This is a genomic window from Thermogemmatispora tikiterensis, from assembly GCF_003268475.1.
Taxonomy (GTDB): domain Bacteria; phylum Chloroflexota; class Ktedonobacteria; order Ktedonobacterales; family Ktedonobacteraceae; genus Thermogemmatispora; species Thermogemmatispora tikiterensis.
The window spans coordinates 5,435,346-5,447,492 of record NZ_MCIF01000002.1 but is presented as its reverse complement, the minus strand read 5'-3'; the positions used below and the strand labels follow the sequence as shown (position 1 = coordinate 5,447,492).

At 61.0% G+C, this 12,147-nt stretch carries 9 protein-coding genes; 6 read left to right on the top strand and 3 right to left on the bottom strand.

The features are described from left to right. Positions 1-91 precede the first annotated feature (91 nt). Complete coding sequence (locus tag A4R35_RS21765) at positions 92-613, bottom strand: zinc ribbon domain-containing protein (protein WP_112433181.1); 522 nt, start codon at positions 611-613, stop codon at positions 92-94. Between the two features lie 694 nt (positions 614-1,307). On the opposite strand from A4R35_RS21765, the gene A4R35_RS21760 reads away from it, so the two are divergent. From A4R35_RS21760 to A4R35_RS21735, 6 genes are all read left to right on the top strand, one after another. Further along, positions 1,308-2,171: an AAA family ATPase gene (locus A4R35_RS21760; protein WP_112433179.1), complete on the top strand. Its 864-nt coding sequence runs from the start codon at positions 1,308-1,310 to the stop codon at positions 2,169-2,171. A 12-nt stretch (positions 2,172-2,183) separates the two neighbouring features. Further along, positions 2,184-3,632: a vWA domain-containing protein gene (locus A4R35_RS21755; RefSeq protein ID WP_223258442.1), complete on the top strand. Its 1,449-nt coding sequence runs from the start codon at positions 2,184-2,186 to the stop codon at positions 3,630-3,632. Between the two features lie 108 nt (positions 3,633-3,740). Continuing rightward, positions 3,741-4,058 (top strand): XdhC family protein, encoded by a 318-nt coding sequence (locus tag A4R35_RS21750; RefSeq protein WP_052889841.1) that lies wholly within the window; start codon positions 3,741-3,743, stop codon positions 4,056-4,058. Between the two features lie 73 nt (positions 4,059-4,131). Further along, positions 4,132-4,899, top strand: a complete 768-nt coding sequence (locus A4R35_RS21745) for an XdhC family protein (protein WP_112433177.1) — start codon at positions 4,132-4,134, stop codon at positions 4,897-4,899. 139 nt (positions 4,900-5,038) lie between these two features. Continuing rightward, positions 5,039-6,307 (top strand): LCP family protein, encoded by a 1,269-nt coding sequence (locus A4R35_RS21740; protein ID WP_112433175.1) that lies wholly within the window; start codon positions 5,039-5,041, stop codon positions 6,305-6,307. Positions 6,308-6,578: 271 nt separating this feature from the next. Beyond that, positions 6,579-8,036, top strand: coding sequence for an FHA domain-containing serine/threonine-protein kinase (locus A4R35_RS21735; RefSeq protein ID WP_112433173.1), 1,458 nt, complete (start codon positions 6,579-6,581; stop codon positions 8,034-8,036). A gap of 87 nt (positions 8,037-8,123) precedes the next feature. Here A4R35_RS21735 and A4R35_RS21730 read toward each other — a convergent pair whose 3' ends face one another. After that, the gene (locus A4R35_RS21730) at positions 8,124-9,212 is read right to left on the bottom strand and encodes a homoserine dehydrogenase (protein ID WP_112433171.1); all 1,089 of its coding nucleotides are present in this window, start codon (positions 9,210-9,212) and stop codon (positions 8,124-8,126) included. 207 nt (positions 9,213-9,419) lie between these two features. Next, entirely contained in the window at positions 9,420-11,756 is a 2,337-nt protein-coding gene (gene murJ, locus A4R35_RS21725) for a murein biosynthesis integral membrane protein MurJ (RefSeq protein ID WP_112433169.1), read from the bottom strand. Positions 11,757-12,147: the final 391 nt, after the last annotated feature.

Genomic DNA, 12,147 nt, shown 5'->3' with positions numbered 1-12,147 from the left:
CGGCAAGGCCAGCAGGCTCGTGTCTGAGCCGAAACGGAAGGAAAGAATGGCTCTGCCTTCCGGCTACCTTCAGCGGCTTCTCAGCGGCTTCTCACTGGAAGCTGCTTCCACTTTCTTCTTCCCTCTCCCACCTGTCGGCCTGACTGGCCCGCCAGGCAGCCTGCTCCTGCTGCAATTGGAGCAGCTCACGCTCAAGCTCAAAGATCTTCTGCTGAAGGATCTGTTTTTGCTGCTGCGGCTGCATTAAACGGAAATCTTCGATAGCCTTATATCCCCAGCGTAGCAGACCCCGAGGCACAAAGGCAGCGCTCATGTAGTACTGTGTGCGCACATTGGCAAGGTAGGCGCTCAACTGCCTCAGATCAAGCTTCAGCGCATGCAGCTGGAGACGCAGCTGCTGAATGCGCTCGCGATAGGGATCTTGCCATCGGCTTCCCCGGCGCGGCTGCGGCCTACGGCCTTTCACCCGCCGTTCAGCTAGCGCCGGGCCTGGAGCTGGCGGCGTCCTCTCTATCTCCAGTATCTCGGCGCTGGCCTGTTCCAGCGGCGCACCGCACCAGGTGCAGAAACGGGTCCCAGCTGCAGCAGCTGTGCCACATTGAGAGCAGAACATCCTATCATCTCCTCCGTGGGTGCTTTTGCCCGGGGAACGCCGGGAATCGACGAATTTTTCGCCTTCGATCAGCCCCATTATAGCAGATGTGGCTGAGAGGAGGAACCAAAAGCCGCTGGAGGACACCCGGAGGAACGATACTGCTCTTCCCACTTCTTCCTCACTTACCACAACGATCTTCGACAGCCTGTATCAGCGCACCGACTCGCTGGCTTTGCTGGTCTACAATGGGACACCTGACTCAAAGCATGAGGTCAGCGCCACGCTTGCGGACTTCAGCTATACTCCTTTGGCATCGCCCTCCTAACTCTTGCGACGAAGCAAGGGTCTTGCCACGCTTCTCAGCAAGCTGGCTTTGGCTGACCAGCTTGCTGCCAAGGCTCTTCCTTGACGCTGCCTCCCCTCGCAACGTACAATAAAATGTACCGCAACAGCGACCCGGCGCCTGCCTGTTCACTGGCATACCGTTCGCTATGTACTGTTCGCCATGCTGCGTTAGCCTATGCCAGGCCGGTGAACAGCGGTGCCCTCTGATCAGTTGCCCGCCCGTCGGTCACGCCGCGCGCCTGCCTGTCTGCACGGCTCCATAGGCGGCATCAGAGGCTGATCGTTTGCTTATGGGAGGCTCTCGTTGAACCAGGAACAGCAGTCACTGGCTCTTCCCTTTTCGTCGATCGAGGATGTGCAACGGGCAATGTTTGCCCGACGCTATGTTGCTGATCGCAGTCTGGCGACAGCGGTGTTCCTGGCCCTCAAACGCCGCAAGCCGCTGCTGCTCGAAGGCGAGCCGGGCGTCGGCAAAACCGAGGTGGCCAAAGTCCTGGCCGATCTGCTGGAGACGCGCCTGATCCGCCTGCAGTGCTATGAAGGGATCGATATCAGCACAGCGGTCTATGAGTGGAACTATACGCGCCAGATGCTCTACATCCGCCTGATGGAGGCCAGTGGGACCACACGCCAGGAGGAGCTGAAGGAGATCTTCGGCCCCGACTTCTTGATTAAGCGCCCCCTGCTCCAGGCGATCGATCCCGCCAACGCCAAGGCCCCGGTCCTCCTCATCGACGAGCTGGACCGCAGCGATGAGGAGTTTGAAGCCTACTTGTTGGAGCTGCTCTCGGATTTCCAGATCACTATTCCGGAGATCGGTACGATCGCGGCCAAAGAGCCGCCGATTGTGGTGATCACTTCGAACCGCACGCGTGAGATTCACGACGCGCTGCGGCGGCGGTGTCTCTACTATTGGATCGACTATCCAACGCTGGAGAAGGAATATTCGATTGTGCTAACGCGCATGCCGGAGGCACCCGAGCGCCTGGCAAAGCAGGTCTGCGCCTTCGTGCGCGAACTGCGCGCGCTCGATCTGTTTAAGGCCCCCGGCGTCGCTGAAACGCTAGATTGGATCGCTTCGTTGCTGGCGCTCAATCAGCTGGAACTGCTCGAGGGAACGGTGCGTGATACGCTCGGCGCTCTGCTGAAGTATCAGGACGATGTGCTCAAGGTGGGTGGGAGCAATAACCTCGGCAAGCTGATTGAGAAGGCGCGCAGCGTCAGCTCGTGATCGCAGGTGCCTATGGATGCCCACAACTTCGAGCGCCTTGACGATCCCTTGCCCTTCGCCTGGGAAAGGATGGGTCAGTCTCCCTTCTCGATCGAACCTGGGCAGGACGGCCTCCGCCAGCCCGTAGCTGCCTCCAGCGCTGCGGCTGCCCTGACGTCCCCACTCTCCCCCCGCGAGCTGGAACGCGGCGAGCGCTTGCTCTACCGCCTGACCGAGTTCGGCCACCTACTCTGGGAGTCGGGGATCGAGGTCGGCCCGCAGCAACTACTCGATCTGGCTGAGACGCTCGATGAAATCGATATTACGAATCCAGGCGATTTCTACTATACTCTGAAATGCTCGCTCCTGAATCGGCGCGAGCAGGAGCTGCTCTTCGATCAGCTATTCAATTACTACTGGCTGACCCGCGATCGCCAGAATCGCCCGCCCGACCCCGGTTCGACCCGGCGCGATGACCGCCAGATCCGCCTGCCGCCCTCGGAGCGGAAGCGGCTGGCCGAGCATCTGAACGCCGACAATCAGCAGCGCGAGCTGCGCGTAGGCGAGCGGGAGAGCGAGCGGAGGCGCCTGTCGGACGAGGAGGCCGGCGAGCATGAGGATGAGCAGGCCCCTCCCCAGGGTACGGCCTACAGCGCCCTGGAGCTGCTGCGTAAGAAGGATTTCGAATCGTTCACCTGGGAGGAGGTTCAGGAGGCCAAGCGCCTGATGGCCGAGATGCGCTGGAACCTGGGCCTGCGCCCGACGCGTCGCAAGCGCCCAGTGCGCAAGGGCGATTATCCCGATATGCGCCGCATTGTGCGACGCAATCTGAAGTACGGGGCGGAGCTGCTGGAGCTGACCTGGCGCGAGAACAAGCAGAAGCCGCGCCCTCTGGTGATTATCTGCGACGTCAGTGGCTCAATGAGCCTCTACTCACGCTTGCTGCTGCACTTCATCCACACGATCTCAAATGGGCTGCTGAACGTCGAAGCCTTCGTCTTCGGCACGCGCCTGACGCGCATCACACGTCAGCTGAAGCGGCGTGACGTCGATGACGCCGTACGCGAGGTCTCGCGTACGGTCCAGGACTGGTCGGGCGGTACACGCATCGGCGAGGCACTGCATACTTTCAACCAGCAGTGGGCCAGGCGTGTTCTGGGTCGCGGCGCGGTGGTGCTGATCATTAGCGACGGCTGGGACCGCGGCGATGCTAACTTGCTGCGCGCCGAGATGGACCGCCTGCAGCACAGCTGCCATCGCCTGATCTGGCTCAATCCTTTGCTCGGCTCGCCTGACTATCGCCCGCTGACGATCGGCATGAAGACGGCTCTACCCTATATCGACGACTTCCTGCCAGCCCATAACCTCGATAGCCTGATCAAGCTGGGCAAGCTGCTTGAGCGGATTGATGATCGGCGCCCGCTGCGCACGCCCACGGCCCGCCGCGAGGCGGTCAAAGCCTGGAACCGCCTCACTTCCTGAGCAGAACGCACTCCCCTCAGCAGCAGTTCGCTCGCTCGGAGAAGCGCGGCACGAGCAGCGCGGGCGCCATATTGGATGCTGTCGAGCCTTTTTGCGGAGGTATTCCCTATGCGCGATATTCTGCCGGACGTTGAGCGCTGGCGGGCACGCGGCGAGCGCGTGGCCGTGGCCACGGTTGTCTCGGTGGCCGGTTCGGCTCCCCGCCGGCCTGGGGCCAAGCTGGCCGTCAGCGAGAAGGGGGAGATCAGCGGCTCCGTCAGCGGTGGCTGCGTGGAGCCGGCAGTGATTGAAACAGCCCTGCAGGTGATCAAGGACGGCAAGCCCCAAATGCTGGAGTTTGGCATCAGCGAGGAGGAGAACTTCGAACAGATCGGCCTCGCCTGCGGCGGGACGATCCATGTCTTTGTCGAGCGCCTCGACTGGTAGTGGGCAGCTTAGCGAGCGGGAGTGAGGCGAAAGAAGGCCTCTCCCGCTCCGCCAGCGCAGGAGATGGTCTCTGATGAGTGCTCTCTACGAGGAACTAAAACAGCAACTGGCGCAGGAGCGCGGTGTGGCCCTGGCAACCCTGGTACGCTCCTCTTCCGGCCAGGGGATCGGTGCAAAGCTCCTGGTCTTTCCCGATAAGAGCTTTCATGGCTCCTTCGGCCTGCCGGAGTTGGAGGCGCGCGTCGTCGAAGATGCCGAGCAGGCGATCTGGATCGGCGAGCCAGGCACGCGGCTCTATACCTTGGGTGAACAGACCTTCGAGGTCTTTATCGAAGGCTTTCCTCCTCCCCCGCGCTTGATTATTGTCGGCGCTGGCCATATCGCTATCCCTTTGACAACCTTCGCGCGAACGCTCGGTTACCGCGTGGTGGTGATCGATGCTCGCGCCGCCTTTGCGACACGCGAGCGTTTCCCCCACGCCGACGAGCTGATCGTGGCCTGGCCCGACGAGGTTTTGGCCAGGATGGATCTCAATCCTTCAACGGCGGTCGCCATTTTGACCCATGACCCCAAGTTCGATGAGCCATCCCTTAAGGTGGTTCTCTCGCGCCAGGTCGGCTACGTCGGAGCCATCGGTAGCCGCAAGACCAGCCAGGAGCGCCATGAGCGCCTCAAGCAGCAAGGGCTGACCGACGAGCAGCTGAGCCGTATCCATGCCCCAATCGGGCTGAACATCGGGGCCAAAACTCCCGAAGAGATGGCATTGGCGATTATGGCCGAGATCGTCGCCAGCCGCTATGGGAAAGATCGTACAGCCATTCTGGACTGGACCCGCAAATAGGATTTGCAACTTCCCGGCGATCGCTACGTTTCTATCAGAGAAAGGAGGTTTGCCTGCTTCTCTGTAGGTAGGCAGTGCTGGGAGGAGGAAGGTGGCAGTGCTGTAACTACAGAAGCGCTAGTCTTGAGAAGGAAAGAATATGCCGGACTATCCCTATGATCCGCACGAAGATCTGACAGAGCCAGTACCCCCATCAGGCCCGTCTCCAGCCAGCGGCGGGCAGGGGAAGTTGATCATAGGTAGCTTTCATAACTCAGCTGGAAACCAGACGCAAGGTAGGCGTCAGCCACCGCCGGGCTATCAGGGCTATCAAGCCTATCGCGGGGGAGTCTCTACTCCGCCGCGCCGGCCAGGAGCCGAGCCTTACCCGGGGAGTTACCCAGCGACCGCAACTCCTACTCTGCGCCCGCGCCGCTCGTTCCTGCGCCGGCGCGGCTGCGCCATCGGCTGCGTCTCTCTGCTGCTGGTCGTTCTCCTGCTCGCGGGCTTCTCTGTCTACGTGCTCCAGCGCGTGCTGGCCTTTGGCTCGGCCATTTCAACCCAGGCCCCGCTGAGCACCCAAACAGGCTTTATGAGCACGTCAGATCGCCTCAATCTGCTGGTCCTGGGTTTCGGCGGCGGTGACCATCCCGGCGCTTACCTGACGGACTCGATGGTGCTCATGAGCCTCATTCCCTCGACTCAACATACGACGCTCATCTCAATCCCGCGCGATCTCTGGGTCCAGGTTCCTTCCGGCTCTGGCCACTACGGCAAGATCAATAGCGTCTACGAAGTGGCCTCGAACAACGGTAAGGACCCCGTGGCCGGTGGCAACGCCGCAGCTCAGAAGGTCTCGTTGATCACTGGCCTCGATGTCAAGTACTGGATGACGATCGACTTCGATGGCTTCCGTGAGCTGATCAACGCTATCGGCGGCATCGATGTCTACGTCCCCGATTCGTTTACCGCCCTCTATCCGAAGAACGATGACCCCAATATCGATGCGAGCTGGATCAAGGTGCATTTCTCGAAGGGAATGCAGCATATGGATGGCGAGACGGCGATCCGCTACGCCCGTGCCCGCGAGTCGCTGGACAATCCCGCTGAGGGCACCGATTTCGCTCGCTCCGCCCGCCAGATGATTATCATTAAAGCGGTGATCAGCAAGGTGAAGCAATGGTCAACCTGGCCTCACCTCTTCGACGCGATGGACGCCCTGAAGCAGACCATCTATACGAATATGTCCCTGACCGACCTCGGCCTCTTCTCCTTGAAGATGGATCTCAATCAGGCCCATCGTATTGGCCTGAGCAACCAGAATGTGCTGGTCGACTCACAGTCAGCGGACGGACAGTACATTCTGCTGCCGGCAAACAATAACTGGCAGCTCATTATTGACTACATTCGCAAAAATCTCTATAACTAGAGAGAGCACCATTTGCTGAGGCATGAGGAGCAGCCACAGGGAAACATGCTGTGAGCTGCTCCTCCCAAGGCAGGTTCAGGCAAGCCAGGCCACAACAGGCAGATCAGCGGATAAGAGCGTTTCCTCAATGGCCACTCCTCTCCGCCGCTGCCGGCGCTAACTGAGCAGAAAAGGCTAGACAGATCAATTTCCCATCCCAGTTAGCCCGGCCGGCATGGCATGAGGAGAGGAGCTACTGCGGCGAAGAGCCAAGCAGAAGGGACACAAGGGGATGACACAGCAGTTTTCTCGCCTGGTCGCCGGCGTCTATCGCATTGGGCAAGTCTTTACCCGGGCAGGTTCCACCGTTACCAGCTGTACAGCCTATAATCGAAACACGAACGACGTCGTGGGCCTGCACCTGATCGCCCTACCGCCGCCGACCGCAGCCTCCGCTGCTCAACAGGTGCAGAATCTCTCTGCGCTGCTGGAGCGACGTCGCCAGGTGCAGTCACCGGCAGTGCTGCATCTGCATACCTGGGGCATCGACGGGTCGTGGCTCTATTTAGTGACCGATCCTCCGCGTGGCGTGAGCCTGCGCTACCTGATGGACCATGAGCACATCGATCTACAGCGCGCGCTGCAGATCGTACGCCAGATCCTGAAGGGAGCCGAAGCCCTAGAAGCTCAGGGCTTTGTGGGGTTGGATCTCCGTCCCTCTTTGATTACGGTGCAGGTCATTGAGTTCCGCGACTATGTACAGATCGATGATCTCGGCCTGCGCCTGCTGGTCAACGCTCTTGGTCTGGGGAGCAGCCAGCAGCCCGACGACATGGCCTTCTTTGATCCGCGCTATCTAGCGCCCGAGGAGATTCAGGGACTGCCTCCAGGCCCCTGGAGCGACGTCTACCACGCCGGCCTGCTGCTCTTCGAGCTGGTGACCGGTCGCCCGCCTTTCGTAGGGCGCACTATTGCAGAAACCGCCTTTCTGCAGACGAGCACGCCGCTCCCGAGCCTGGAGCTGTACCACCACAATACGCCAAATGTGGTGCAGGCACTCCTGGAGCATGCTCTGGCCAAGCAGCCGGCTCAACGCTTTGCCTCAGTGCAGGCTTTCCTGAATGCGCTCAACGGCATTCAGATGCCACCTCCACCCGAGCGTGTACCAGCCTTCGGAGAGGTCACTCTGCTGGCATCGGCTGAGCAGCCGCCCTCTTCGACTACTACTCGCGAGATCGCGGCGATAGGGACGACCAGCGACCTCACCCTGGCCCAAACCTTGATTCAAGCTCCCCAGAGAGAGGCCGCCAGTACCCCAGCCTCGCCCGAGGCCGGTCCTGGTAGCGAGCACGGCGAGGAGAGCGTGCTAGCCTATCTCTGTTTTGAAGGGGGCGAACGTCCGCTGCGCCTGCCGATCAAGGGGCGCAATGTTGTGGTCGGGCGGGCTGATCCGCGCCGCCAGCTCTATCCAGATATCGATCTGACCCCCCTTGACCCCAATATGGTGATCTCGCGCCAACACGCTCGTATCCACTTTGAAGAGACCTTCTTCTATATTGAGGATCTGAAGAGCCATAACGGAACCTGGCTGGGCGGGCTGCGGCTGAAGCCGCTCAAGGCCGAGCTCCTACAACACGGCGACCGACTGCGCTTCGGTTCGCTCGAATGCATCTTCCGGGTGCCCGGTCAGCCCGACCCGCCGCAGCCCGGTGCCGGGCCCGAGCCACAAGCCAAGTCCTCACCTCACTAAACCGCACCGGCCAGGCAGCCAGCGAGCGAAGACGGGGTCCCTCACGGCAGACGATGCTCAGGTCAGGTGGCCTGGCCCGCCAGGTCACTACGTTCGAGTGCGTGCGATGGCCAGCAGATCAGCAAGCAGACCCTGGGCTGTCTGGCGGCGGCCTGCCCCGGGGCCAATCACTGTGACAGAGTCAAGGGTGTCGCACTCAACAGTGAGGGCATTCATGACGCCATCAACGCGCGCCAGGGGGTGCTCCAGCGGCAGAGCCACCGGTTCCACTCGCGCCTCGACAGGCAGCGCTGGCCCCTGACCAGAGGGAGAGGTAGCGCTGACCTCCACTCCCTCGCGCAGGCGCAAAGAGGCCACCAGCTTGATGCGACGTCTCTGGGCCTGCGCGGCGCGGACCTCCTCCTGCGTCACTCCGGCGATACCGCGTCGCTGCACCTGTTCGGCCCGTAGTGGCAGTCCGAAGACCAGAGCTGCCAGAATCAAAGTCTTGGCCAGGGCATCATAGCCTTCCACGTCCGCGCTGGGATCAGCCTCCGCATAGCCGAGGCGCTGCGCCTCAAGCAGCGCCTCACTGTAGTCGCGTCCCTGGCTCATGGCCGTCAAGATATAGTTGGTGGTCCCATTGAGGATGCCCGAGAGAGCGCGAATACGGGCACCGGCCAGACCTTCAAGGAGCGTGCTCAGCACTGGGGTACCAGCCATGACTGTGGCCTCCATGCGCAGCTGGACCCCCTTGCGCGCGGCTAAAGCCAGCAACTCGTGGGCAGCCAGGGCCACCGGCCCCTTATTGGCAGTAATCACATGTATGCCCTGCTCCAGCGCCTGGCGGATATGGCTCAAGCCCGGCTCCCCATCGCGCAGGTTCGTCCCCGTCACCTCAACCAGCACATCGGCCCCGGTGGCCACCAACCCCTCGCGTACCGTCGGCCAGCGCTTCACTCCTGCCGCTGCATAGGCTGTCAGCGGCTGACCGCTGGCCGCGATCCTCAGCAGCTCCGCCTCATCCAGGCCCTCAGCGCGGGCCAGGAAGCCAGAGCGAGCCGTGGCCACCGCCACCAGACGGGCATCCAGACCATAGGCGGCTCGCAGCCAGTCTCGCTTCTCCATCAGCAGCTCGGCCAGCCCCTGGCCAACTGTGCCGAAGCCAATCAGGGCAAGGCGCAATTCCTTTACCATTGCAGTAATACCCTGTCAATCGTTATCGAAACGAGTTGAGTTGAGCTCCCCGGCCCGTTATCGTCGTTTGCACCAAGTTGATCAGCTCACACGCCTCCCGCTCCTGGTTATGCGCCCCACCTCAACGAGACTGGTGAGCGAGCGCACCAGCACCAGTCTGGGCGCAGGCTGCCAGCGGAGTAAACTGGAAGCAAACTGGCAGATCAACTAGATCCAGGACAGCTTGAAGCGCGCCAGCAAGCGTCGAACAGGGCCAAGCAGCTCGATCTGCCCATCGATCTTCAGTAGACGCGCCGCCCGCAGGTAGACCACGATGCCGACCGCCATTTCGATAAGCAGTTTCACCAGAGCCACCAGGACCTGAAGCAAGCCCCCATGCGTAATCATTGGGCGCGTTGGATCAGTTGTATTCAGCAAGAAATCCAGCAGCAGACGGACCAGGAAGACCGCCAGGCCCATCGCGCCCGTCGCCACCAGCACCCGACTCAAGAAAGTTCCCAGATCGCGGGTAATCAGTCCGCCGATGCGCTGATGGATCAGGCAGAGGAGAACCGTGGCCTCCAGCAGACCGGCTACCGAGGTTGAGAGAGCCAGGGCCCCCATGCCCCAGGCTGCGCCCCACAGGCGGGCGAAAGCGTTGATCAACAAGAGACCCAGGGCGATCTTAAAGATAAACTGACCGACACTGACAATGACCGGCGTCGTACTATCGCGCAGAGCATAGAACGAGCGCGTCAGAATCTCGACAGCAGCCTGGCCGGCCAGACCAATGGCGAACATCGACAAAGGGATAGCCGTAATCTCGGCGCTCTCCAGGCCAAAAGCGCCGTGCTGATAGAGCGTCTGAATAATGGGCAGTGCCAGCACAATCAAGCCCAGGCTGGAAGGAATTGACAGAAAGAGGATGCCGCGCAAGGTCTCCATCACGATGCTGCGCGCCCGCTCCAGACGTCCGCGCGCCACATACTCGGCGATCGTTGGGAAGGCCGCCGTGGAAATAGCCATGCCGAAGATGCCCAGCGGCAGCAGCATCAGCGAAAACCCGTAGTAGTAAGCGGTGATAAAGCCAAGGAGCGTCTGCTGCCCAAGCGAGCCAACGGTGACCAGTGTTCCCAGCAGCAGGATCAGGGCGCGGTCGACAAAGGTCGTCGTTGAGAGCATCGCGGCATTGATAATGCGCGGGATCATCTGGCGCCCGATTTGACGAACGCCGGGATGGCGCCAGTCAAAGGAGGGGCGGAAGTGCATGCCTACGCGCGGCAGCCCTGGAATCTGGATACCGACCTGGAGCAAGGCTCCCAGCACAACCCCGGCACTGGCACAGTAGACGGCCACCATCGAATTGCGCTGACCGATCAGCGCCAGAAACATCCCCGGCAGCAGGCCCGCGATCAGCCCGACGTTATAGAGCACAGTCCCCAAGGCGTAGAGGGTGAAGTGCTGCTGCGCGTTCAGCACGGCACTGACAATGACGCCACTGCCGAGAACCACCGCCTGGAAGAGCATGATGCGCGTCAGCGCGATGATCAGACTCAGCTCGCTCGGGCTGACATTGGGATTATACAGCGGCACAATCTGATTGGCAAAAATGAAGCCGATCAGAGCAATAATTAACATAATGGTCGTGGCCAGCGTCAGAGCTGTATTGGCGACATGCCAGGCCGTTTTCTCGTCATGATCGCTGACCATGTAGCGCGTAAAGACGGGAATGAAGGCCGAGCTGAGGGCGCCGCCGGCCACAATATTAAAGATCGTATCAGGCAAGAGAAAAGCCTGATAGAAGGCGCCAGAGGTCGGATCAGTCCCAAAGACCGCGGCAAACATCGAGGAGCGCAGCAGCCCCAGGACACGACTGGCCACGAAGGCCCCAGTGAGAATGAAGGCCGCGTTGCGCACCTGCACTCGCCGGATCATCGCGGTATCCTGAGCCGGCTCCGAAGCAGGTTGCAAGGCGGGGGTCGAAGGCGCAGCGGCAGCAGACGCCACTGAGGTTGAGGCCGCTGGCCTGGCCACCGGCACCGGCTGCTCCTGCATCTGGAGCTGAGCCTGAGTCTGAGCCTGTCCCTGACCCAGACCACCACCAACCTCACCAGCCTGACCACTCAGCGCCGAAGGGGAGAGAGGAGCCAGATCACCCATGCGGCGCCTGAAAACCTTGCGCTGAATCAAATCGCTCAGATCCGGCTGCTGCACACGACGCTGCTGCCGACGCAGACGCTCCTCGCGCAACTGCTGTAAACGCGCCTGGCGCAAAGCCGGCAACGGCTGCGATGGCTGCGGCACATTGGCATAGAGATACTCCATCCCCTGCCCATAGCCCAGCGAGCCGCCCATATCTGGTAGATGCTGCTCCTGATACAAGCGCCCCGACTGGGACCCTACCCTGCCACCAGAAGGCACCTGGGGAGGATAGACTGGCTGCTGCGGCGGGAGCGAGACAGGTGGCAGATTCGCGCCTGACTTCCCTGCGGCCCCTGCACCCAGTTGCTCCTGATCATACTGCCAGCCATAATAAGGACTTTGCTTGTTACTTTCTTCTGCCATCCAGGTGCTATTCCTCTTTTTCGTGGATCACATACTGTTTCTTCCTGACAGTCCTGCCGTCGTTCTCATGCGGCTTCTTTTAGAGAATAACAGGTTGGGCAGACAAGTCAAGCCCTTGAACTGAGCAGTAGCGGGGACTTCCCCCAAATGGGGGAAGCTGCTTCTCTCTCCAACCCCGCAGGCTCTCGTGGTAGAATTGTCCCCGGTGAGTCGTGTCTTTCTTGAGAGCGTACTCGTTCTGTTGCTATGATAGGACATCTCCCTGAGCGAGCAAGCAGATGGCGGCGGTTAGAGGTGGCTTGGTGGTAAGCAAGCTAGCTCTCTCGCCTCTTGCCTTTTTGTCGCTTGCATTGGCAAAACCATTGTGCATGGGCACCATTCTGACCAATCG